Source organism: Bradyrhizobium sp. 187 (assembly GCF_023101005.1).
GTDB lineage: Bacteria > Pseudomonadota > Alphaproteobacteria > Rhizobiales > Xanthobacteraceae > Bradyrhizobium > Bradyrhizobium canariense_D.
The window spans coordinates 3,212,284-3,235,996 of the sequence record NZ_CP064693.1; the positions used below are offsets into that span (position 1 = coordinate 3,212,284).

Here is a 23,713-nt window from a genome sequence, read left to right on the forward strand (position 1 = left end):
ATTAACGCTGTGAACTAATCCTCGAACCCGTTCGGCATGTCGGCCTTCGCAAGCGCCGCGGCACGCGCCTTCATCCAGGCGTCGAGGAACGCCTTATCATCCGCAGGCGGATTGGATTTTCCGTAGTCGGTCCACGCGGCGCCAAGCACCTCTTGCCGCTTGATCAGTCCGTTGTTGTGCGCCTCCTGTGCGTCGTTCCATTGCCCGGCCTCCTTCAAAGCCTTCACCGCGCCGGGATGCACGGGCACCACCCAGTTCTTGGTCTGGCGATCGGCCGCAAGCCCGCCGGCGCCGGGCGCGGAGTCCTTGTAGGAATCGTAGTTCACGATCATCGCCTTGGTGATCGCATAGACCTGCTCGGGGGCTTGCGAGGCGTAGGCGACGAAGATCGGATAGGGATAGTTGCCGAGCTCGATCGGCTTGTCCGGCGAGATACCGGCGCCGCAGGTCGCTGTCTGCGGGAAGAAGAACGAGCCGACCTTCTGCATCCGTGCCCAACCTTCCTTGTCCTTGGCGGGCAGCGGCGGCCAGACCAGCCCGCGCGGCGAAGTCTCGGCTTCCTTGGCGGGACCGGTGATGGTGGTGCCGAAGGCCGCATCGGTGTCGTTGTTGATCAAGCCCTTCCACATCGCGCCGTAGCTTGCGAACTCGACGATCTTGACGTCCTTCTGCGTCAGGCCGGCGAAGGCGAGCACCGCGAGCGAGTTCTGGTTCAGTGCCGGCGAGCCGACGACGAAGCCGACGCGCTTTCCCTTGAGGTCCTTCAGCTCCTTCACCCCTGTATCCGCGGCCACGCCGAGCGAACCGCAATTGCAATCAACGCTCGAGAGCAGGATCTGGAGCGGCTGCGGGCCCCATTCCCTGGAGCCGAACTCGAACACGCCCTCCTGCGCGAAATATGTCCCCGATCCCATCGCCGCGGAGACCGCGCGCTTGGCGCGCAGCGGCGCCAGACGCGCGACATCGTTGCCTGCGGGGAGCACGCGCACGTCGGTCGAGTATTTGTCCTTCATCATCTTGCCGACGCCGACCGCGATGTTGAAGCCGGCGGTACCGGTGTCATAGGCGGTGAACGTCAATGTTGCCGGCAGCTTGATGTCGTCGGCGAATGCATAGCGTGTAGACACAAAAGAAAGGCCTGCCACCACGGCAGGCGCGAGCATGATCAGCCCACGACGCATGTTTCCCTCCAATGATCCTCGCGTTTGCCGCGACGATTTCTTTCTTTGTTTGAAACAGGTTTTGTTTGAGAGATCATGTCATCGCGGTCAGGCAATGGCAACGCCGTACCGCGAACGCAGCAATGAGGCTGACAGAATGTCGCGGAAAACGACGGAGAATGCAGTCAGCTTGCGACGATTGCGATCGCCTGTCCTTCGGTAACGACGTCGTCGAGCTTCACCAGAAGCGATGTGATCTCGCCGCTCACAGGCGAAAGCACCGGTATCTCCATCTTCATCGCTTCGACCACCACAATCTCATCGCCATCTGCAACGGTTCCTCCAACTTGCACGGGAGTTGCGCAGACGCGTCCGGCGATCTCCGTGACGATCTTAATTTCTGGCATGCCATCGCCTTTTTGTTGTGGTCGCAAAATGCCTGAGGTAGTTTCTTCTGCAAGCGGAATTTAATTCCGCACAGCGGAACAAGCGGTAGGGATCATGGGACGACGTTCGGAGCGGTTGAGTAGACAAGGTGCGCTCGCTGGCGAAGCCGGTGAGGGTGATGTCATCCAGGTGGTGTCGCGCGCGTTCGACGTGTTGCGATGCTTCGAGGGCCACGAGGCCAGGCTTGGCAATCTGGAAATTTCAAATCGCTGCGGCCTGCCGCGCTCGACCGTGTCGCGGCTCACGCACACGCTGACGCGGATGGGGCAGCTGGTCTATCTGCCGCGCGATCAGAAATATCGCATCGGGCCAAGCGCGGTGGCGATGAGCGCCTCGATGATGAAGGGCGCGCAGCTGCGCAGCATGATTCGCCAGCGGCTCCAGGAAGTCGCTGAGCAACTGCCGGGCACCGTCGGCTTCGTGGTCCCCGATCGCTTCCATCTGGTCTATCTTCAGTTCGCGCGTTCGGCCTCGGCACTCGGGCTGCACGAGGGCACCGGCAGCCGCATCTCGATGGCCTCGACCGCTGCAGGCGCAGCCTACACTGCGGCATTGGCGCCCGAGGTCGGCGATGCCTTCATCGCGGACATGGAGCGGGAAGCTCCCGAGGCTGCGAAAATCCTGCGGCCCCGCATCGAGGCCAACCGGCAGTCGCTGCATGAGCGCGGCTATGTCGTGGCCTGCGGCCTGTGGAGCCCGCATATCAACGGGCTCGCGGTGCCGATCTGGTCGCCGCAATACCAGACCTTCGTCGTCATCACGATCGGTCTTCTGTCGGCGATGTACGACGAAGAGCGCCTGCATGCCGAGGTCGCGCCGCTGATGCTCGCGCTCGGCCGTTCGCTCGGCAGCCTGATGGAGGGCGCGGAAGGCGACGTCTTCAACGCCCGCATCCCGCGTAAACCGGTCGCCATCGCCGTGCACAACAATAACAAGCCGATCAATTCGGAGGGAGTGAATGAACTGGAAGCCGGAACTCGACGAGCTCGCCCGGCGCGAAGCCTTCGCGCGGGAGATGGGCGGCGTTGACAAGGTCAAGCGTCAGCATGACCAGGGCCGACTGACTGTTCGGGAGCGTATCGACAGACTGACCGACAAGGGCAGCTTTCACGAGATCGGCGCCGTCTCCGGCGTCGGTGAATACGATTCCAGCGGCGAGTTGCAGAAATTGACGCCGGCGAACTGCGTGTTCGGCCGCGCGCGCATCGAAGGCCGCACCGTCGTCGTGGTCGGCGACGATTTCACCGTGCGCGGCGGCTCGGCGGACGCGTCCATCTCCGCAAAACCGCTGATGGCGGAGGAGATGGCGCATGATCTCCGCCTGCCCATCGTCCGCATCATCGAAGGCTCCGGCGGCGGCGGCTCGGTCAAGACTATCGAGACCAAGGGCGCGGCGAACTTGCCGGGTGGCATCGGCGGCACACGCTGGTATCGCTTCACCACCGAGAATTTGTCGCGCGTGCCCGTGGTCGCGCTCGGCCTCGGCTCGGTCGCAGGGCTCGGTGCCGCGCGTCTTGCCGCCAGCCACTATTCCATCATGACCCGGAAGTCCGCGATGTTCGTCGCAGGTCCGCCGGTGGTGAAGGCGCTGGGGCAGGACCTCTCGAAGGAAGAGCTCGGCGGCGCCGACATCCAGACCCGCGCCGGCGCGGTCGATCATGCCGTCGACACCGAGGAGGAGGCGTTTGCCTGCGCCCGGCGATTCCTGTCCTATCTGCCGTCGTCGGTCTACGAGCTACCACCGACCTTGCCCTGCACCGACAATCCGGAGCGCACAGAAGAGGCGCTGATGAGCGCGGTGCCACGCAACCGCAAGCAGGTCTACAAGATACGGCCGATCGTCGAGCAGGTCGTGGACAAGGGCTCGTTCTTCGAGGTCGCCAAAAATTTCGGCAAGCCGATCATTGTCGGCCTCGCGCGGCTCGAGGGCAGGGCGGTGATGGTGCTCGCCAGCGACAGCTTTCACTATGGCGGCTCCTGGACGGCGGATGCCTGCCAGAAGGTGGTGCGCTGGGTCGACTTCGCCGAGACCTTCCATTTGCCGATCGTCTATCTCATGGACTGCCCCGGCTTCATGATCGGCCTCGATGCGGAGAAGGCGGGCACCATCCGCCATGGCGTTCGCGCTATGGCCGCGGTCAACCAGGCCACGGTGCCCTGGTGCACGGTGATCCTGCGCAACGCCTTCGGCGTCGCCGGCGTGGTGCATCAGCCCGCCGACCGCTTCTCGATCCGCTACGCCTGGCCGTCGGCTTATTGGGGCTCGCTCCCGCTCGAAGGCGGCATCGAAGCCGCCTACCGCGCGGACATCGACGCGGCCGAGGACAAGGCGGAGAAACTGAAAGAGATCGAGGACCGCCTCAACAAGCTGCGCTCGCCATTCCGTTCCGCCGAAAAATTCTGGGTGGAGGAGATCATCGATCCCAGGAAGACGCGGTCGCTGCTGTGCGAGTTCGCGCGGCTGTCGGAGCCATTGCGGAAGCCAGGGCCGCCGGAGAGTTTTTCGATCAGGCCGTAGCCTCAGCCGTCACTGCGAGCTGCTGATGCCGATCTCAGCCTAATTGCAGTTCGGCAAAATTGATCTATCGCAACACGTAGCGTTCGATTGTCTGCAAGCGTCTCGTTTGAAACGAGGGAGAGACGTCATGACAAATGCGGGTAACGCGCTGCTTTGGACAGCCATATTTTTCTGCCTGTCGTTCGCTTCGATTTTTGTAGTCTGGTTTGCCGAGAGGTTGCGCGCGGGCTTCGTAAGGAAGCCGTAAAGCCTCCTCGGTTCGCTCCCTCGTCACCTGCTGACCGGACGGCAGATGCCTGCCGCCGGGCGGTGCCCTCGGCGTCGACGGCGTTGTGCTCGCGCTTTGCCGCGGCAGCGATGACGTGACCTCAAAACAATAACGCGCTACGCTTCCCGGGCAAGAACAAGAGGAAGCGCCAATCGTGTACGACTTCATTATCGTGGGCGGCGGCTCGGCGGGGTCCGTGCTGGCCCACCGGCTCTCCGCGAGGAGCGCCAACAAGGTCCTGCTCTGCGAGGCTGGACAGGACACACCGCCCGGAGACGAGCCGGCCGAGATCAAGGACAGCTATCCGGGGACGGCCTATTTCGATCCGCGCTTCCACTGGACCGAGCTCAAGGTCACGACCCAGATCGTCAGTCACAACAACCCGGACGAAGGGCGCCCGCCCCTGCGCAAATACGAGCAGGCTCGCGTGCTTGGCGGCGGCTCCTCGATCAACGGCCAGATGGCCAACCGCGGCGCGCCGACCGATTACGACGAATGGGAAGCGCGCGGCGCCGCGGGGTGGAGCTGGAATGATGTGCTGCCCTTCTTCAAGAAGGTCGAGCGCGACCTCGATTTCGACGGTCCCTACCACGGCAAGGACGGCCGCATCCCGGTCCGCCGAATCCCCAGGGAGCACTGGACGCGGCATTCGCAGGCGTTCGCGCAAGCCTTCCAGCAGGCCGGACATCAGTTCCTGCCCGACCAGAATGGCGAGTTCGTCGACGGGTTTTTCCCGGTGACGCACTCGAACCAGGCCGAGCAACGCGTCTCGGCTGCCATGGGCTATCTCGATCGAGACACGCGCAAGCGCGCCAACCTCACGATCTCCACCAACACGCAAGTCAGGGAGTTGCTGTTCGAGGGCACGCATTGCGTCGGCGTGAAGGCGGTGGTCGACGGGCGGGAGCAGGAATTCCGCGCCGGCGAGATCATTCTCTCCAGCGGCGCCATCCATTCGCCGGCGCATCTGTTGCGCGCCGGCATCGGCCCGGTCGGTCACCTCAGGGATATGGGCATTCCCGTGTTGATGGGGCTGCAGGGCGTCGGCCAGCGCCTGATGGATCATCCCTCGATCTCGCTATCGTCCTTTGTCCGCCGCGGCGCGCGGATGAACGAGCACACCAGGCGCCACATGCAGCTTGGCCTGCGTTACTCGTCCGGGCTCGAAGGCGTACCGAAAGGCGACATGTTCGTCGTCCTGCTCAGCAAATCGGCCTGGCACGCCGTCGGTGAGCAGATCGGATCGCTGCTGACGTTCGTCAACAAGACCTATTCCGAGACCGGACAGGTCAAACTTGCCTCGCGCGACACGGCAGTCGAGCCGATCGTCGAATTCAACCTGTTGTCCGACCGGCGCGACCTTGATCGCCTGATGAGCGGTTTCCGCAAGATGGCGGCCGTGCAGATGAGCGACGTCGTCAGGGCCGTGACGGACAAGCCGTTCCCGGCCTCCTATACCGACCGCGTGCGCAAGATCGGCGTGGTCAACACCAAAAACAGGATTCTCACCAAGATCGCCGCGGCCCTGATGGACGGGCCGGCGGCGCTGCGCCACTACATGATCGACAATTTCGTGGTCGAGGGCTTCACCTTCGACGACGTCATCAACGATGACGAGGCGCTGGAAGCCTTCGTGCGCAAGGCCACGATCGGCGTGTGGCACGCCTCCTGCTCGTGCCGCATGGGCCGGACCGATGATCCGATGGCGGTGGTCGATCCAGAGGGGCGCGTCAAAGGCGTGCAGGGCCTGCGCGTCGTCGATGCCTCCATCTTCCCGGTGGTGCCGTGCGCCAACACCAATTTTCCAGTCCTGATGTCGGCGGAGAAGATCTCGGCCGCGATGATGCAGTGAGCTGGCGCGGCTTTCGGGGCGCGAACTGGCTTGTCGACGCTGACCGGCTGGGACCGCCAGTCAGACCGCAAAAGCTAAAATAGGGGGCGAGAACGGTTCCGCGGCAGACGGTCTGGCGGACATGCATCTGAAGGCGGAACTTGGAACCCGGCTTGGGCGTTCTTTGCCAAATTTCGCCTTACGGCCGGGGCCGGACCGCTGACCGCGCGTCCATCTCGGGGCCGGAGCGCACTTTTGGCGATGGAGCTTCACGGGGGTTCAATGATCAATTCATCGAGCCGGGCGCAAACCAGCGACCCCGGAGAGTTGCCCAGGATTTCGACCGGCAGTGATGGCCTCGACGATATCCTCTACGGCGGGCTCGATCCCAATCGCATGTACCTCTACGAGGGTCGGCCCGGCTCGGGCAAGACCACGATGGCGCTTCAATTCCTTCTCGAGGGCGCCCGCTCCGGTGAACGCGTGCTCTATATCTCCTTGTCGGAAACCAAGCGTGAGCTGACGCTGGTTGCACAGCGGCACGGCTGGTCGTTGCAAGGAGTCGACATCTTCGAACTGGTGCCGCCTGAGACGACGCTCGATCCGGAGCGCGAGCTCACCGTCTTCCACCCCGCCGAGATGGAGCTGAGCGAAACCACGGGCCTGATATTCAAGGAGGTCGAACGGATCAATCCCGCGCGCGTGGTGCTGGACAGCCTGTCCGAGCTCCGCCTCCTTGCGCAGAACCCGCTGCGGTACCGGCGCCAGGTTCTGGCCCTGAAGCACTTTTTCACCAACCGCAACTGCACGGTCATCCTCCTCGACGATCTCTCGTCCTCCCAGGACGATCTGCAACTCCATTCGATCGCGCATGGCGTCGTGATGCTCGAACAGCTCGCCATTGATTATGGGGCAGAGCGCCGGCGGCTTCGCGTGATCAAGATGCGCGGCATTCGATTTCGCGGCGGTTTCCACGATTTCACGATCGAAGCGGGAGGGGTGCGGATATTCCCCCGTCTGGTGGCGGCGGAACATCACACCTCGTTTATCGGTGAGTTGACGCCCAGCGGCAATGCACACCTCGACCAGCTACTGGGAGGAGGGCTCGAGCGCGGCACCAGTGCGCTGCTCTTGGGCGCCGCCGGTGTCGGCAAGTCGTCTCTCGCGCTGACCTATGCGATCGCGGCGGCAGATCGCGGTGAGCATGCGGTGTTCTTTGCCTTCGATGAAGGTCGCGGTACAGTGGAGGCCCGGGCTCGAACGCTGGGCCTGCCGCTTGAAAGCCATCTGCAATCGGGACTCATCCGATTTAAACAGATCGATCCCGCCGAAATGTCCCCCGGCGAATTCGCCGCCAATGTGCGCAACAGCGTCGAAAAGGACAACGCCCGAATTGTTGTCATCGACAGTCTGAACGGCTACCTCAACGCAATGCCGGATGAGCGATTTCTCATCCTCCAGATGCACGAGCTCTTGAGCTATCTCGGGCAGAAAGGCGTGCTGACCGTCCTTATCCTCGCTCAGCATGGGCTGGTCGGCCCGATGGAAACGGCCCTCGATATCAGTTATTTGAGCGATGCCGTGCTCATGCTGCGCTATTTCGAGGTCGGCGGAACGGTGCGGCGCGCCCTCTCGGTCGTGAAGAAGCGCAGCGGCAATCATGAAAATTCCATCCGCGAGTTTCGTCTTGGCAGTGCCGGCATTACGGTCGGTCCTCCGCTGACCGGATTCAGCGGCATCTTTTCCGGGAATCCGCGTTACTCGGGCACGGAGATACCGGAGGGGCTGTCGGAATGAGCGCCGACCGCGATCATTGCGTCCTCGTGTTTGCTCCGATTGGCCGCGATGGACCGGCATCGGTCGAGCTTCTCCGCAGTTCGAATCTCGTGGCAATCAATTGTCGAGGTCTGCCTGAACTGGTCAACGAGATGTCGGCTGGCGTGGGCGCGGTGCTTCTCGCCGAGGAGGGCTTGTTCGGAAAGGATACCCAGCCGCTGGCACATTGGATCGAGCGGCAGCCGCCCTGGTCCGACCTGCCCTTTGTCATTCTTACCAGCCACCGGGAGCAGCCGGCGGTGGTTGCCTGGCGCCGCAGCATCGTCGAGACACTCCGCAACGTTTCGCTGCTCGAGCGCCCGGTTCAGCCGATCACGCTGACGAGCGCAATTCAATCCGCAATGCGGGCCCGCCGGCGGCAATATGAAATTCGGACCTTGCTGCAGGCGCGCGAGCGGACGGCCCAGGAGCTCGAGAAGCTCGTGGTCGAGCGCACCCGTGCCCTCGAGGAGGCCAACAAGCATCTGCGGGCCGAAATGGAAGAGCGCGCCCGCGTCGAGGAGACCCTTCGTCAGGCCCAGAAGATCGAGGCCATTGGGCAATTGACCGGCGGAGTAGCTCACGATTTCAATAATCTGCTGATGGTGATCTCCGGTGGATTGGACATGCTCGACCGACAGACCGATCCTGATCGGCGGCGTCGGCTGTTGGAAGGAATGGTTCAGGCGGCGCAGCGTGGTGCGGGCCTGACCAGGCAGCTTCTGGCTTTTTCACGGCGGCAGAAGCTCCGGCCCGAGGCCGTCGACATCCCCGCGCAGATCGGCGGCATGCGCGAATTGCTCGATCGGAGCCTGAGAGGCGACGTTCACGTCGAGTTCGATTTTCCGGAGGGGCTTTGGCCGGTTGAGGTCGATCCGGGAGAGCTCGAACTGGTCATTCTCAATCTGGCGGTCAACGCCCGCGATGCGATGCCGAACGGCGGTACGATCGTTGTCCGTGGCGAGAACCTGGCCGGCCTGAACGAGAACGAGATCGCGGGCGATTACGTTCGCCTATCCGTGGTCGACAGGGGTGTTGGAATGAGCCCCGAGATCCTGGCGCGGGTCTTCGAACCGTTCTTCACGACCAAGGATGTCGGGAAAGGCTCGGGCCTGGGGCTTGCTCAGGTCCACGGATTTGCCACGCAATCACGCGGGATGGTTCGAATAAAATCGATCGTCGACGAGGGCACCAGCATCGAGCTCTATTTGCCGCGATCCAGGAATATCCCTTCGGGTGAACGGCACCTCATCGACCTGAACAGGGCGCGGCCCAAGAAGGCCAATCAGGGGCGAATCCTCCTCGTCGAAGACGACGACGAGGTCGCCGCGCTCGTCAGCGAGATGCTTGCGCAGCTCGGTTACCAGGTCACGCGGGCGGCCAGCGCTGCGGCGGCTCTCGGTGCCCTAGCGGACGGCCGCTCCGTCGATCTGGTGTTTTCCGATATCATGATGCCGGGCGGCATGAACGGTGTCGAACTCGCGCGCGAGATCAGAAGAAGGCGAAGCGACATTCCGGTCCTGCTGACGAGCGGATACGCCGAAGCCGCGGTTCACGACGCCGAGCAGGCCGGGATCCGGATCCTATCGAAGCCTTACCACATCGACGAGCTCGCCGCAGCGCTCGGCGCTGCAAAATCGGACTTTGCGATAGCCACAGGAGCGGGTTTGGCGACGACTCGGGGTTGACCAAGCGCGCAACAATCACCGGCCGGGTTTATGGCTCGAGGGGTACCCTGCGCAATTGTGCGCTCGGGCCGGTCGACGCCCATCGGTGAGCGGCGCGTGCACATGCGATCGCGTTTCGGTTGCGACGACACGCGTTCGTTCTCTGCGAGTTATCTATCTCCGCCGCTACGTCTGGGCTATGAGGACTGCAGAAATCGGCCTGCAAATGAAGCCACTTTTGGCCGTTCTTTTAGCCGATTTCAGCCAAACTGTTATTGGTTTCTCATTGCCGGGGCAGGGATCTTCAATTTGGAGCCCTGCAATGTTCAAGGCGGTTCTTTCTGCGTGTCTCTTGGTTGCCCTCAGCTCCGTCGCTTCCGAAGCACGGACTTATCGCATTCATCAAGTACCTGAATGCAACGTCACGATGCCCTGCGACTTCTCATATGCGCAACCGCGCCGTGAGCGGGCTTCCCGGTCCCCACTGAATCCCAGGTCCTCGCTACAAGCCTATCGCGCGACGCAATTGACAGTGACCGACGCGGGCGGCGCCCCGACGACGAGCATCTCCAGCGCCCGCATCGTCGGCAGTCGTCCGGCAGGGTGTCCTTCCTCCTTCTGCGGCTGCGGCGCGGCTCTGCGCGTGTTCGGCCGTATCGTGCCGGAATTGAATCTTGCGGCCAATTGGCTGCGCTTCCCGCGGACATCACCCGCACCGGGAATGGTCGCAGCGCGACGTGGACATGTATTCGTCCTCGAGCAGCATTTGGAAGGGGACATCTGGATGGCGTACGATGCCAACTCGGGCGGACACGCGACGCGAATGCATGCGCGTTCATTGCGTGGCTATACGATCGTCAACCCGCGCGGGGGGTCCCTCGCCTGAGCGGCCAGCCGACATAATTGCGACACATGAACATCCGCAAGGCGTCTGTTGACGGTTACGGCAGGTTCGCCTTGCTGATTTTCGATCTGCGACGGCTGGTCGCGCTTTACCTTCAGGTACGTCTTCCGCAATCGAGCGGCACCCCGAACCCGGACGACCCGCCTCGTGTCGGGCGGATCGGTGACGCCGCATTTTACGGCGTCACCGGCACCATCAGATACTAAGCCATCGCCGCTTGCGGCTTCGGCTTCGGTTGTCGCGACAGCGTCAGCACGATCAGCGAGGCGAACACGCAGAGCGCGCCGGCGATGAAGAAGGCGGGCAGGTAGCTCTGATAGACCGTCCGCGAGAGACCGGCGCCGAAGGCAGCGGTGCCCGCGCCGAGCTGGTGGCCTGCAAAGATCCAGCCGAACACCAGATTGGCGCGCTCAGGTCCGAATTTCTGCGCGGTCAGGCGCACCGTGGGCGGCACAGTTGCAATCCAGTCGAGCCCGTAGAACATCGCGAAGATCGAGAGCCCATAGAACGAGAAATCGCTGAAGGGGAGGAAGATCAGCGAGAGCCCGCGCAGGCCGTAATACCAGAACAGCAAATAGCGGTTGTCGTAGCGGTCCGAAAGCCATCCCGACATGATGGTGCCGAAGAAGTCGAAGATGCCCATTGCAGCCAGCAAGCCCGCGGCCTGCACCTGCGGGATGCCGAAATCGAGGCACATCGGAATCAGATGCACCTGCACGAGGCCGTTTGTGGATGCGCCGCAGACGAAGAACGTCGCAAACAGGACCCAGAACGCGCCGCTCTTCGAGGCCTCGCGCAGCGTGCCGAGTGCGACGCCGGTGATCGAGCCATGGCTGACGGGCGGCGCTGGCAGGGGTGTGGTGCCTTCGTCGCCGAACGGGCGCAGGCCCAAATCGCTCGGACGGTCGCGCATCGCGAGCAGGACCGCGAGGGCGGAAACACCAAGTGCGATGCAGACGAAGCCGAGCGCAAGCCGCCAGCCGAAGCGTTCGGTGAGGCTTGCCAGCAGCGGCAGGAACACGAGCTGACCGGTGGCGACGCTCGCGGTCATGATGCCGACGACGAGGCCGCGCCGCGCCGCGAACCAGCGCGTCGCGATGGTAGCGCCCAGCACCAGCGCGGTCATGCCGGTGCCGATCCCGATCACGACGCCCCACAGCGCGACGAGCTGCCAGACCTCCGTCATGCCGAGCGAGAGCACCAGCGCCGAGACCACGATGAGCTGCGCGGTCAGCGTGACATTTCGCAGGCCGTAGCGGTTGAGCAGGGCCGCCGCGAACGGCGCCATCAGCCCGAACAGGATGAAGCGAATCGACAACGCCGACGAGATCTCCGCCGTGGTCCAGCCGAATTCCTTCTGAAGCGGAACAATGAAAACGCCGGGCGCGCCGACCGTGCCGGCGCTGATCAGCGCGGTGAGGAAGGTCACGCCGACCATCACCCAGCCGTAGTGGATATTGCGGCGGCCGAGTGTTGCCGCGAGCCAGTTCGAGATCATTGGGCCTCAATCTTGATGGGCAGGCGAGAGCCTGCGCAAGTTTTCAGAATGGCACGGGACGCGTCTGTCGGAAATGACGGAGTTCCCTCATTTCCGGACGTTCTCGTCAGTGCGTCAGGCGCTCTACCGCGATCGCAGTAGCTTCGCCGCCGCCGATGCAGAGCGCGGCGACGCCACGCTTGAGGTTTCGCGCCTCGAGCGCATGCAGCAGCGTCACGATCAGCCGTGCGCCGGTGGCGCCGATGGGATGGCCGAGCGCGCAGGCGCCGCCGTTGATGTTGAGCTTGTCGCGGGGAATGCCGAGATCGCGCTGGGCCGCCATCGCCACCACGGCGAAGGCTTCGTTGATCTCGAACAGATCGACATCGCCGGCATTCCAGCCGACTTTGTCCAAGAGCTTGCGGATCGCCGGGATCGGGGCCGTAGTGAACCATTGCGGCTCCTGGCTGTGGGTGGTGTGGCCTTTGATCACGGCGAGAGCCGGCAGGCCGCTGCGATCGGCGAGCGAGCGCTTCGTCAGAACCAGCGCAGCGGCGCCGTCGGCGTTGGCGGAGGAGGCCGCCGGCGTGATGGTGCCGTTGGCGCGGAACGCCGGCTTCAGCCCGGGGATCTTTGCGGGATCGACCTTGAGCGGATGTTCGTCATTGGCGACGATGCGGGGGCCGGCCTTCTCACTCAGCGTGATCGGCGCGATCTCGGCCTTGAACGCACCGCCCTCGACCGCCTTGCGTGCGCGGCTGAGCGTTTCCATCGCAAAGGCGTCCTGGTCCTTGCGGGTGAACTGATAGGCTTCTGCGGTGGCCTCGCCGAAATCGCCCATGGAGCGGCCGGTCTCGTAGGCGTCTTCGAGGCCGTCCATCATCATATGGTCGATGATGCGATCATGGCCGGCGCGATAGCCGCCACGCGCCTTGGCGAGCAGATACGGCGCGTTGCTCATGCTTTCCATGCCGCCGGAGACGACGATCTCGGCCGAGCCGGCGCAAATGATGTCGTGCGCCAGCATGGTCGCTTTCATGCCGGAGCCGCAGACCTTGTTGACAGTAGTCGCGCCGGTGGCATCGGGTAGGCCGGCGGCCCGCGCCGCCTGGCGCGCGGGGGCCTGGCCCTGGCCGGCGGGAAGGACGCAGCCCATGAAAACCTCGTCGATTTTCTCCGGCGCAAGCTTGGCACGCTCCAGTGCCACGCCGATCACGTGCGATCCGAGCTTGTGCGCGGCCAGCGGCGAAAGCTCGCCCATGAAGCGGCCGAGCGGTGTCCGGACGGCGGAGACGATGACGACGGGATCGGCGGCTTCGGCCATGGGTGAGACTCCGTGAGATGCCAACTATGTAAGATTACGGTCATCATATGATGCGGCGCAAAAAATGCAACTGCGCGGGGCATGAGAAATTGTCGTAGGTCGGATGAGATTTGCTCGTTCGATCGGACGAGGTGGAGAGCGCCTACCGCTTCCGATTCACAAACGCGCCCATCAGCCGCGTCGGCTCGTCCGTCAGGAACGACTCGCCGAAGACTTTGACGCTCAAATTTACCGACTCGGTCAGCGGCAGCTCCTCCCATTGCCGCAGCAATGCCTTCTGCGACCGCAGCGCCTCGGGGCCGCATTCGAGCAGGGCCTTCACGAGGTGCTCGACCTCGGCATCGAGCCCACCCTCCGGCGCGACCTTGTCGACCAACCCCCAGGCCAGCGCCGTCGGCGCGTCGATGTTCTCAGCGGTCATCACCAGCCAGCGCGCGCGGGCCCACCCGATCAGGCGCGGCAGCAGCGCGGCATGGATCACCGAGGGAATGCCGACCCGCACCTCCGGCATGCCGAAATGCGCATCACGGGCGGCGATCCGGAAATCGCAGGCCGCGGCGACTTCGAGCCCGCCGCCGAGGCACCAGCCGGGCATGCGCGCGATCATAGGGGCCGGGAAGGCGCGCACGGCCTCGCAGAGGTCGCGCAGGCGGCTGATGAAGGCCTCGGCGGACTTCTGGTCGAGCTTGGCCATCTCCTTGATGTCGGCGCCGCCGATCATGCTCTTCTCGCTCTGGCCGCGCAGCACCACGACCCGGATGCTGCGGTCGGACGAGAGCTGCTGCAGGCCTTCGCGCACCGCATCGGTGACGGGCGAGCTCAAAATGTTCAGCGAGCCGGCATTGCAGATCGCGACATGAACGACGCCGCGCGCATCGCGCGTCACGCCGCAGTGGTTGTTGAGCATTTCCATGAGAGGATCTCTGAGCTTCGTAGACGTGCGAATACGCCGGTCAGGTCACACTTCCGGGCCGAAACGCATTGCTTGTCAAGCCGGCGGGGAGGGAGTTGCCAGCGCTAAGTCCGCAGCATAGTATGATGAAAATCATACAAAAGAGGCCGCGATGACCGACATCGATCAACTCGACCTGTTTTCGCCTGCGGGCCGGCGCGAGCGGGTGGTTGAATGGCAGGTGCCTGCGCCGGTTGCGAAAGTGGCGATGGGCCTGTCAGGCATGGATGCGATGCTGGGCATCCGCGACGGAAGGCTGCCGCCGCCACCCTTTGCCAAGCTGATCGGCTTCATCATGGCCGTGGTCGAGCCGGGCCGGATCGTCATGGAACTCGAGCCGCGCGAGGATCTCGAAAACACCATAGGCCTCCTGCACGGGGCCACAGCCGCCGCGCTGCTCGACACCGCCATGGGGTGTGCGATCTCGACCCGGCTGGAGCCCGGGCAGGGCTCCGTCACCCTCGATCTGAAAATGACCTTCCTGCGTCCGCTCTCGGTCCGGTCCGGGTTGATCTCCGCCGAAGGCAAGGTGATCAAGCTGGGACGCCAGACCAGCTACGCCGAGGGATTTGTCCGCGACGGTAAGGGGGCGCTTGCGGTGCACGCAACGGCGACCTTTTCCATGATCGGCAACAATTTTACCGGGAATTAATGCGCCGTCCGGCCGATATCCGTGTTATTAGATGACCCCCGACATCCAATGAGATCCGCATGCGCTATTCCCGGGAACACAAGCAGGAAACCCACGACCGCATCGTGAAGAAGGCTTCCGTGCGGCTGCGCGAAAAGGGCGCCCACGGCATCGGTGTCGCCGACCTCATGAAGGAAGCGGGCCTGACCCATGGCGGCTTCTACGCCCATTTCGATTCCCGCGAGGCGCTGGTGATCGAGGCGTTTGGCTACGCTATGGATCGCTCGATGGAGCACTGGCGCAAGCAATCCGATCAGGTCACGCCGGAGAAGCAGCTCAGTCAGATCGTTGAGACCTATCTCTCCGCGGTGCATCGCGACAACCCCGGTCACGGCTGCTCGATCCCCGCGCTCGGCGCCGAGATCGCCCGAGAGAGCCCGAAGACGCGAAAGGCCTTTGCCGGCAAGCTCGACGAGATGATCGAGATGATCACGGACTTCATCCCGAATCTGCCGCGCAAGGCCGCGCGCAAGCAGGCGATCGCGACGCTGGCGACCATGGCCGGCACCATGTTGCTCGCGCGCATTGCCGGCTCGAGCGAGCTGTCGGATGAGGTGCTGAAGACGGGCAAGGACAGCGCGCTGGACGGCGCGCGGCGTGAGCCGAAGGCTGCGGCGGCGAAAAAGGCGAAGCAGAGCTAGGCTTCAGAGCCCCGCAAACAACGCCCGCTCGCGCTCCACAATCTCGGAAATATAATCCGCCACCGCGCGGATGCGTGCGAGGTCCTTGCTGTCGGCGTGCATCAGCATCCAGAAGGTGCGGGTGATCGAGACCTCTTCCGCCAGCACCGCAATCAGCTGCGGATAGTCGGCCGCCATGAAGTGCGGCAGCACCGCAATACCGAAGCCGGCGAGCGTGGCGTTGAGTTGTGCGATCAGATTGGCGCTGCGCAAGCGCGCGGAGATCTTCGGCGAGACCTGCGGCAGATAGTCGAGCTCGGGCGTGAACAAGAGCTCCTCGATATAGCCGACGAATCGATGCTGCGGCAGGACCTCGCGCGAGGTGATTTTCGGGAAGCGGTCGAGATAGGCGGGCGCGGCATAGAGTCCGAGCCGGTAGTCGAGCAGCTTGCGGCCGACGATGCGGCCTTCCTTCGGCATGGTCAGGCTGATGGCGATATCGGCCTCGCGCTTGGAGAGGCTGAACAGCCGCGCGGTGGCCACCAGTTGCAGGTCGAGATCGGGATACCGGTCCGCGAACGGCGCCAGTCGCGGCGCCAGGAAGGCGGTGCCAAAACCGTCCGGCGCGCCGATCCGCACCGTGCCGGTCAGCCGCGCCACGGAGCCACCGACCTGCTCCTGGTTGGCGACGATGGTCGATTCCATCGCTTCCGCGCTGTCGGCGACGCGCTGGCCGGCCTCTGTCAGCAGGTAGCCGGTCTTGCGCCGGTCAAACAGCTTGGCCGAGAGGTGCTTCTCCAGCCGGTCGACGCGGCGGATCACGGTGGCATGGTCGACGCCGAGCTGTTTTGCCGCAGCCGAAACCGAGCCGCCCCGCACGATGGCCAGCACGAACCGGAAGTCGTCCCAGTCGATAGCGCCTTGATCCAGCATTTTCGCACATCTATGGTGCATTATCTCAGACTTGAATCCTATAAAATGCAGGTCGATAGGATTTGTCAAAGCGTTCAAGCTCGCCTCAAGGAGACCATTCCATGCGTTCAGTCGGACATTTCATTGGTGGCAAGGAGGTCAAGGGCACCTCGGGCCGCACCGCCGACGTTTTCGAGCCGATGACCGGTGACGTTCAGGCCAAGGTGGCGCTGGCGTCCAAGGCCGAGGTTCGCGCCGCCGTGGAAAACGCCCGCGCCGCGCAGCCGGAATGGGCCGCGACCAACCCGCAGCGCCGCGCTCGCGTCATGATGAAGTTCGTCGAGCTGGTGCAGCGCGACTACGACAAGCTGGCCGAACTGCTTGCCCGCGAGCATGGCAAGACCGTTCCTGACGCCAAGGGTGACATCCAGCGCGGCCTCGAGGTCGCGGAGTTCGCCTGCGGCATTCCGCATCTGATGAAGGGCGAGTACACCGAAGGCGCCGGCCCCGGCATCGACATCTATTCGATGCGCCAGGCGCTCGGCGTCGTCGCCGGCATCACGCCGTTCAATTTCCCGGCGATGATTCCGATGTGGAAGTTCGCTCCTGCGATTGCCTGCGGCAACGCCTTCATCCTGAAGCCGTCGGAGCGCGATCCCGGCGTGCCGATGATGCTTGCCGAACTGATGATCGAGGCGGGCCTGCCGTCCGGCATCCTCAATGTCGTCAACGGCGACAAGGAAGCGGTCGACGCCATCCTCGACGATCCCGACATCAAGGCCGTCGGCTTCGTCGGCTCCACCCCGATCGCGCAATACATCTACGAGCGCGCCGCCCAGACCGGCAAGCGCTGCCAATGTTTTGGCGGCGCCAAGAACCACGCCATCATCATGCCGGATGCCGACATGGACCAGGCAGTCGACGCACTGATCGGCGCCGGCTACGGTTCGGCCGGCGAACGCTGCATGGCCGTGTCAGTCGCGGTTCCGGTCGGCAAGGCCACTGCCGACCGCCTGATGGAAAAGCTGGTCCCGCGCGTCGAGAGTCTCAAGATCGGCACCTCGATCGATCCCTCCGCCGATTACGGTCCGCTGGTGACGCGCGAGGCGGTCGAGAAGGTCAAGGGCTATATCGACATCGGCATCAAGGAAGGCGCGACGCTCGCCGTCGACGGCCGCGGCTTCAAGATGCAGGGCTACGAGAACGGCTTCTATCTCGGCGGTTCGCTGTTCGACAACGTCACCAAGGACATGCGGATCTACAAGGAAGAGATTTTTGGCCCCGTGCTCTCGGTCGTGCGCGCGCACGATTACAAGGAAGCGCTGGCGCTGCCGTCGGAGCATGATTACGGCAACGGCGTTGCGATCTTCACCCGCGACGGCGACGCCGCGCGCGACTTCGCGGCCAAGGTCAACGTCGGCATGGTCGGGATCAACGTGCCGATCCCGGTGCCGATTGCGTATTACACCTTCGGCGGCTGGAAGAAGTCGGGCTTCGGCGATCTCAACCAGCACGGCCCGGATTCGGTCCGCTTCTACACCAAGACCAAGACGGTGACCTCGCGCTGGCCGTCCGGCGTCAAGGAAGGCGCGGAGTTCTCGATCCCGCTGATGAAGTAACCGTCGTTGGAGCGAAGCTAACAGATGCAGTTCGCTCTGAACGAGGATCAGATCGCGGTTCGCGACATGGCGTTGGCGTTTGCGGCGGAAAAGATCGCGCCGCACGCGCTGCGCTGGGACGAGGAGAAGCATTTTCCCGTCGAGGTGATGCGCGAGGCCGCCACGCTCGGCATGGGCGGCATCTACATCCGCGAGGATGTGGGTGGCTCCGCCATGACACGGTTCGACGCGGCGCTGATCTTCGAAGCGCTGGCGACGGGCTGTCCGACCACCTCGGCCTTCATCTCCATCCACAATATGGCGTCGTGGATGATCGATGCCTACGGCAGCGACACCCAGCGCCACAAATGGCTGCCCAAGCTCTGCACCATGGAGCTGATCGCGAGCTACTGCCTGACCGAGCCCGGCGCCGGCTCGGACGCGGCAGCGCTCCGCACCCGTGCCGTGCGCGACGGCGATCATTACGTTCTCAACGGCCAGAAGCAGTTCATCTCCGGCGCCGGCGGGACCGATCTCCTGGTCGCGATGGTGCGCACCGGCGGCGATGGCCCCGGCGGCATCTCGACGCTGGTCATCGACGGCAACACGCCGGGCGTCTCGTTCGGCGCCAACGAGCGCAAGATGGGCTGGAACGCGCAGCCGACCCGCGCCGTGATCTTCGAGAACGCCCGCGTGCCGGTCGCCAACCGGCTGAGCGAGGAGGGCGTCGGTTTCAAGATCGCGATGGCAGGCCTCGACGGCGGGCGTCTCAACATCACAGCGTGCTCACTAGGCGGCGCGCAGACCGCGCTCGACAAGGCGCGTTCCTACATGAAAGAGCGCAAGGCTTTTGGAAAACGCCTCGACGAATTCCAGGCATTGCAGTTCCGTCTCGCCGACATGGCGATCGAGCTCGAGGCCGCGCGTACGTTCCTGTGGCGCGCAGCGGCGGCGCTAGACCGCAAGGATCCCGACGCCACGATGCTCTGCGCGATGGCCAAACGCTTTGGCACCGATGCCGGCTTCGAGGTCGCCAACCAGGCGCTTCAGCTGCACGGCGGCTACGGCTATCTCAGCGAATACGGCATCGAGAAGATCGTGCGCGATTTGCGCGTGCACCAGATTCTCGAAGGCACCAACGAAATCATGCGGCTGATCGTGGCGCGCAAATTGATCGAGGGCGCCCGATGAGTGGAGCGGAGGAAGGCGATCTGGTCGCATGGGTCGAAGGCTCGGCCGGATTTATCAGGCTCAACCGCCCCAAGGCGATCAATGCCGTGACGCTGGAGATGTTTCGCGACATCGACAAGGCGCTCGACCGTTTTGAGGCCGATCCCGCCGTTGCCGTGATCGTGCTGGAAGGTGCCGGCGAGCGTGGCTTGTGTGCCGGCGGCGACATCCGTGCGCTCTGGGAAAGTTCGAAGGTCAATGGTGACCTCGGCAAGATCCTGTGGCGGGAAGAGTACATCCTCAACGCCCGGATCAAGAAATTCCCGAAACCTTATGTCGCCTTCATGGACGGCATTGTGATGGGCGGCGGCGTCGGACTCTCGGCGCATGCGAGCCATCGAATCGTGACTGACCGTACGAGGCTTGCGATGCCCGAGGTCGGGCTCGGTTTCTTTCCCGACGTCGGCGGCACTTGGCTGTTGTCACGCTCGCCGGGCGAGATCGGCACTTATTTCGGCCTGACCGGCCAGACCATGAACGGCCCCGATGCGATCCATGCCAGGTTTGCCGACGCGGTGGTATCGGCGGCCAAATGGCCCGAGTTGCGCGACGCGCTGACCAAAGTTCGCCAGGGCGTCACCGCGGCCGATGTCAGCAAGCTCATCAACGGTTTTGCGACCGGGGAGATCGCGGGGCCGGTCGCCGCAAAGGAGCCGGCGATCGACGCACTGTTCGGCTTCGACCGCATGCAAGACATTTTTGCCGCGCTCAAGCGCGACGGTTCCGAGTTCGCGCTGGCGACGTTGAAGGCGCTCAACGAAAAATCGCCGCGCGGCATGGTGGTGACGCTCAAGCTGCTGCGGCTCGCGCGCACCGCGTCGAGCCTGGAAGAATGCCTGGTGCGCGAATATCGGGCTGCGCTGGAAGTCTTCCGCAGCGACGACTTTCGCGAAGGCGTGCGCGCCGCCGTGATCGACAAGGACCGCAATCCGACCTGGTCGCCGTCGCGAATCGAGGACGTCACGCCGGACATGCTTGCGCACTATCTCGCCGAGATTGGCGCCGACGAATTGAAGTTCAACTAACAACGTCTTTCAAGCGGAGGAAACCAAGATGGCCACGATCGCATTCATCGGTCTCGGCAACATGGGCGGCCCCATGGCCGCCAATCTGGTCAAGGCCGGCCACAAGGTCGTCGCTTTCGACCTCGCCGAGGCCTCCCGCAACCAGGCCAAGGCCGACGGTGCCGGCATCGCAGAGAGCGCTGCGGGCGCCGTGAAAGGTGCCGATGTGGTCGTCACCATGCTGCCGGCCGGCAAGCATGTGCTCGGCGTGTGGGGCGAGGTCGTTCCCGCGATGACCAAGGGCGCGTTGATCATCGACTCCTCCACCATAGACGTCGAGAGCGCGCGGCAGGCGCATGCGCTCGCGGCCAAGCACGGCGTGCTTTCGGTCGACGCGCCGGTGTCCGGCGGCACCGGCGGAGCCAAGGGTGCGACGCTCACCTTCATGTGCGGCGGCGAGGACAACGCGTTTGCAGCGGCAAAGCCCGTGCTGGAGAACATGGGCAAGAAGATCGTGCATTGCGGCGGTGCCGGCGCGGGCCAGGCGGCAAAAATCTGCAACAACATGATCCTCGGCATTTCCATGATCGCCGTGAGTGAGGCGTTCGCGCTGGCCGAGAAGCTCGGGCTCTCGCACCAGGCGCTGTTCGACGTTGCCTCGACCTCGTCGGGCCAGTGCTGGTCGCTGACGACCTATTGTCCGGTGCCCGGGCCGGTGCCGACCTCGCCCGCCAACAACGACTACAAGCCGGGCTTTGCCTCGGCACTGATGGTGAAGGATCTGACACTGGCGCAGGACGCCGCCAAGGCCGCCGGCGCGGCGACGCCGCTCGGCAAGCATGCGCAGGAAATCTATCAGGCCTTTGACGCAGCCGGCCAGGGCGGGGTGGATTTTTCCGGAATTATCGAGCACGTTAGGGAGCTGGCCGGGAAAGCCTAATGACGACATTTCAGGAAGCGCGCGCGTTTCTGCTTCACAACCGCACGGACTATGAGACAGCGGTCAAGGGCTTCCGCTGGCCGGATCCGATTCCCTTCAACTGGGCGCTCGACTGGTTCGATGCCGAGCTAGCGGCGAATGCGGACAGCAAGGATCGTCCTGCGCTCTGGATCGTCGATGCCGCGCAGGATCGGCAGACCAAGCTCTCGTTCGGGGCGTTGTCGCGCCGCTCCAACCAGGTCGCCAACTTCCTCCGCGCGCAAGGCTTGAAGCGCGGCGATCATCTCCTGCTGCTGCTCGGCAATGTCGTTCCGCTGTGGGAGACGATGCTGGCCGCGATCAAGCTCGGCGTCGTCGTGATTCCCGCGACGACGCTGCTCACCGCCGACGAGCTGCGCGACCGGCTCGATCGCGGCAAGGCAAAGGCGGTGGTGGCCGCGCAGGACCAGGTTGCGAAGTTCGCAAGTCTTGGCGCCGATAATATCGTCCGCATCGTCGTGGGCGAGGCCTCCGATGGCTGGCTTTCCTATGATGACGCCGCAAGGGCGTCGGAGAGCTTTGCAGCCGACGGCCCGACCAACGCTGACGACCCGATGCTGCTCTATTTCACCTCGGGCACCACGGCAAAGCCGAAGCTGGTGCGGCACAGCCAGCGCAGTTATCCCGTCGGCCATCTCTCGACCATGTATTGGATCGGGTTGAAGCCCGGCGACGTCCATCTCAACATCTCCTCGCCCGGTTGGGCCAAGCACGCCTGGAGCTGTTTCTTTGCGCCGTGGAATGCGGGCGCGACCGTCTTTGTGGTCAACCAGCCGCGCTTCGACGCCAAGGGGCTGCTTGCCACCATTGGCCGCTGCGGCGTCACCACGCTGTGCGCGCCGCCGACGGTGTGGCGGCTGTTCATCCAGGAGAATCTTGCGTCGTTCAAGGTGGCCTTGCGCGAGGTCTGCGGCGCCGGCGAGCCCCTCAATCCTGAAGTGATCGAGCAGGTGCAGGCCGCCTGGGGCCTCACCATCCGCGACGGGTACGGCCAGACCGAAACCACGGCGCTGGCCGGCAACTCGCCGGGGCAAAAGATCAAGGTCGGCTCGATGGGCCGGCCGCTACCGGGCTATCGCGTGCAGGTCAGCGACGCCGATGGTCATCCGGCCAAAGAGGGCGAGGTGGCTCTAGTGCTCGGCGAAAACCGCCCCGCCGGCCTGATGCAGGGCTATCAGGGCGACGACGGTGGGCTGTCCGGCGCCGAAGGCGAGCTTTATCGCAGCGGTGACGTCGTGTTCGAGGATGACGATGGCTATCTCACTTTCGTCGGCCGCTCCGACGACGTATTCAAATCCTCCGACTATCGCATCAGCCCGTTCGAACTCGAGAGCGTGTTGCTCGAGCACGAGCTCGTCGCGGAAGCTGCCGTGGTGCCGAGCCCGGACCCGATCCGGCTCGCGATCCCCAAGGCCTATGTGCTGCTGACATCCGGTGCGGAGCGTTCGCCGGAGACGGCGCTCTCCATCTTCAGGCATCTGCACACGCGCCTTGCACCGTTCAAGCGCATCCGGCGCCTCGAGATCGTCACGGAGCTGCCGAAGACGATCTCGGGAAAGATCCGCCGCGTTCAGCTGAGACGGCTGGAGCGTGACGACGACCGCAATGATGCCCTGCGCGGCCGGGAATTCCGCGAAGAGGACTTTCCGGAGCTGCCGAAAACACGGAGTGAGACCTAAGTGAACGAAGTCTGGAAGAAGCCGCCGATTTCCTTGGACGCCTATCAGGCCATGGTTGGCAAGGAGATCGGCGTGTCGTCGTGGCACCTGGTCGATCAGCCCCGCATCGACACCTATGCCGACGTGATCGAGGATCACCAGTTCATTCACGTCGACCCGGAGCGTGCGAAGAACGAGACGGCGTTCGGCACCACCATCGCGCACGGCTTCCTGACGATGTCGCTGCTGTCGATTATGTCCTACGAGGTGATGCCCGTCATCGCGGGCACCACGATGGGGGTCAATTACGGTTTTGACAAGCTGCGTTTCATCTCGCCGGTGCGCTCGGGCAAGCGCGTTCGGGGCCGTTTCGTGCTGGCGGAAGCCAAGCTGCGCAAGCCGAATGAATTGCAGTCGCGCACCAACGTCACCGTGGAAATCGAAGGCGAGGACAAGCCCGCGCTGGTCGCGGACTGGCTCGGGTTGATCTATTTCGCCTGAGTGGGCCGTCGCTGCCGGGCTTGACCCGGCAGCCCATCGCTGCTCAAAAGTTGTCCAAATCGGTGCGCTCGAACCCTCTCCCTCGCGAGAGAGGGTGGCGAAATCGAGCGGAGCGAGATGAAGCCGGGTGAGGGGTATCTCTCCACACGCTCATCTG

The 23,713-nt window shown here is 63.9% G+C and carries 20 protein-coding genes and 1 pseudogene; 15 read left to right on the top strand and 6 right to left on the bottom strand.

Features of this window, described 5'->3' with window-relative positions:
* Window positions 1-14: 14 nt before the first annotated feature.
* Entirely contained in the window at window positions 15-1,181 is a 1,167-nt protein-coding gene (locus IVB19_RS15150; RefSeq protein WP_018459232.1) for a TAXI family TRAP transporter solute-binding subunit, read from the bottom strand.
* A gap of 164 nt (window positions 1,182-1,345) precedes the next feature.
* On the bottom strand, window positions 1,346-1,567 hold the full coding sequence (locus IVB19_RS15155; protein WP_018459231.1) for an acyl-CoA carboxylase biotin carboxyl carrier protein subunit: 222 nt from the start codon (window positions 1,565-1,567) through the stop codon (window positions 1,346-1,348).
* A gap of 94 nt (window positions 1,568-1,661) precedes the next feature.
* Between IVB19_RS15155 and IVB19_RS15160 the strand changes: the two genes are divergently transcribed.
* From IVB19_RS15160 to IVB19_RS15190, 7 genes are all read left to right on the top strand, one after another.
* Window positions 1,662-2,636: an IclR family transcriptional regulator gene (locus IVB19_RS15160; RefSeq protein ID WP_026233760.1), complete on the top strand. Its 975-nt coding sequence runs from the start codon at window positions 1,662-1,664 to the stop codon at window positions 2,634-2,636.
* The gene (locus IVB19_RS15165) at window positions 2,566-4,125 is read left to right on the top strand and encodes an acyl-CoA carboxylase subunit beta (RefSeq protein WP_018459229.1); all 1,560 of its coding nucleotides are present in this window, start codon (window positions 2,566-2,568) and stop codon (window positions 4,123-4,125) included. Before IVB19_RS15160 ends, IVB19_RS15165 begins: the two co-directional genes overlap by 71 nt.
* Before the next feature lie 422 nt (window positions 4,126-4,547).
* A complete protein-coding gene (locus IVB19_RS15170; RefSeq protein ID WP_018459228.1) occupies window positions 4,548-6,245 on the top strand; it encodes a GMC family oxidoreductase in 1,698 nt (565 codons plus the stop codon).
* A gap of 261 nt (window positions 6,246-6,506) precedes the next feature.
* Entirely contained in the window at window positions 6,507-8,021 is a 1,515-nt protein-coding gene (locus IVB19_RS15175; protein WP_018459227.1) for an ATPase domain-containing protein, read from the top strand.
* Window positions 8,018-9,727 (top strand): response regulator, encoded by a 1,710-nt coding sequence (locus IVB19_RS15180; protein WP_018459226.1) that lies wholly within the window; start codon window positions 8,018-8,020, stop codon window positions 9,725-9,727. The genes IVB19_RS15175 and IVB19_RS15180 overlap by 4 nt, the downstream gene beginning before the upstream one ends.
* A gap of 178 nt (window positions 9,728-9,905) precedes the next feature.
* Complete coding sequence (locus tag IVB19_RS15185; protein WP_245288529.1) at window positions 9,906-10,592, top strand: hypothetical protein; 687 nt, start codon at window positions 9,906-9,908, stop codon at window positions 10,590-10,592.
* A gap of 26 nt (window positions 10,593-10,618) precedes the next feature.
* Window positions 10,619-10,816 carry a hypothetical protein gene (locus tag IVB19_RS15190; protein ID WP_018459224.1) on the top strand — a complete coding sequence of 66 codons (198 nt, stop codon included), beginning with the start codon at window positions 10,619-10,621 and terminating at the stop codon, window positions 10,814-10,816.
* On the opposite strand, the gene IVB19_RS15195 is transcribed toward IVB19_RS15190, so the two are convergent.
* The 3 genes from IVB19_RS15195 to IVB19_RS15205 form a co-directional block, all read right to left on the bottom strand.
* The gene (locus IVB19_RS15195) at window positions 10,813-12,108 is read right to left on the bottom strand and encodes an MFS transporter (protein ID WP_247821564.1); all 1,296 of its coding nucleotides are present in this window, start codon (window positions 12,106-12,108) and stop codon (window positions 10,813-10,815) included. The genes IVB19_RS15190 and IVB19_RS15195 overlap by 4 nt on opposite strands.
* Before the next feature lie 106 nt (window positions 12,109-12,214).
* Entirely contained in the window at window positions 12,215-13,411 is a 1,197-nt protein-coding gene (locus IVB19_RS15200; RefSeq protein ID WP_247338094.1) for an acetyl-CoA C-acyltransferase, read from the bottom strand.
* A gap of 142 nt (window positions 13,412-13,553) precedes the next feature.
* On the bottom strand, window positions 13,554-14,324 hold the full coding sequence (locus IVB19_RS15205; protein ID WP_018459221.1) for an enoyl-CoA hydratase: 771 nt from the start codon (window positions 14,322-14,324) through the stop codon (window positions 13,554-13,556).
* A 151-nt stretch (window positions 14,325-14,475) separates the two neighbouring features.
* On the opposite strand from IVB19_RS15205, the gene IVB19_RS15210 reads away from it, so the two are divergent.
* Together IVB19_RS15210 and IVB19_RS15215 are read left to right on the top strand one after the other, a co-directional pair.
* Window positions 14,476-15,015 carry a PaaI family thioesterase gene (locus IVB19_RS15210; RefSeq protein WP_018459220.1) on the top strand — a complete coding sequence of 180 codons (540 nt, stop codon included), beginning with the start codon at window positions 14,476-14,478 and terminating at the stop codon, window positions 15,013-15,015.
* A 59-nt stretch (window positions 15,016-15,074) separates the two neighbouring features.
* Window positions 15,075-15,695, top strand: a complete 621-nt coding sequence (locus IVB19_RS15215) for a TetR/AcrR family transcriptional regulator (protein ID WP_018459219.1) — start codon at window positions 15,075-15,077, stop codon at window positions 15,693-15,695.
* A gap of 3 nt (window positions 15,696-15,698) precedes the next feature.
* On the opposite strand, the gene IVB19_RS15220 is transcribed toward IVB19_RS15215, so the two are convergent.
* Complete coding sequence (locus IVB19_RS15220; protein ID WP_018459218.1) at window positions 15,699-16,607, bottom strand: LysR family transcriptional regulator; 909 nt, start codon at window positions 16,605-16,607, stop codon at window positions 15,699-15,701.
* Window positions 16,608-16,708: 101 nt separating this feature from the next.
* Between IVB19_RS15220 and IVB19_RS15225 the strand changes: the two genes are divergently transcribed.
* From IVB19_RS15225 to IVB19_RS15250, 6 genes and pseudogenes are all read left to right on the top strand, one after another.
* A complete protein-coding gene (locus IVB19_RS15225) occupies window positions 16,709-18,205 on the top strand; it encodes a CoA-acylating methylmalonate-semialdehyde dehydrogenase (protein WP_018459217.1) in 1,497 nt (498 codons plus the stop codon).
* A 24-nt stretch (window positions 18,206-18,229) separates the two neighbouring features.
* Entirely contained in the window at window positions 18,230-19,375 is a 1,146-nt protein-coding gene (locus IVB19_RS15230; RefSeq protein ID WP_018459216.1) for an isobutyryl-CoA dehydrogenase, read from the top strand.
* On the top strand, window positions 19,372-20,439 hold the full coding sequence (locus IVB19_RS15235) for an enoyl-CoA hydratase/isomerase family protein (RefSeq protein WP_018459215.1): 1,068 nt from the start codon (window positions 19,372-19,374) through the stop codon (window positions 20,437-20,439). Before IVB19_RS15230 ends, IVB19_RS15235 begins: the two co-directional genes overlap by 4 nt.
* Window positions 20,440-20,452: 13 nt before the next feature.
* Window positions 20,453-21,358 (top strand): annotated as a pseudogene (mmsB, locus tag IVB19_RS15240) (3-hydroxyisobutyrate dehydrogenase); the annotation flags it as partial.
* The gene (locus tag IVB19_RS15245) at window positions 21,358-23,076 is read left to right on the top strand and encodes an AMP-binding protein (RefSeq protein ID WP_018459213.1); all 1,719 of its coding nucleotides are present in this window, start codon (window positions 21,358-21,360) and stop codon (window positions 23,074-23,076) included. The pseudogene mmsB and the gene IVB19_RS15245, both read left to right, overlap by 1 nt.
* Window positions 23,077-23,556, top strand: coding sequence for a MaoC family dehydratase (locus tag IVB19_RS15250; protein ID WP_018459212.1), 480 nt, complete (start codon window positions 23,077-23,079; stop codon window positions 23,554-23,556).
* Window positions 23,557-23,713: the final 157 nt, after the last annotated feature.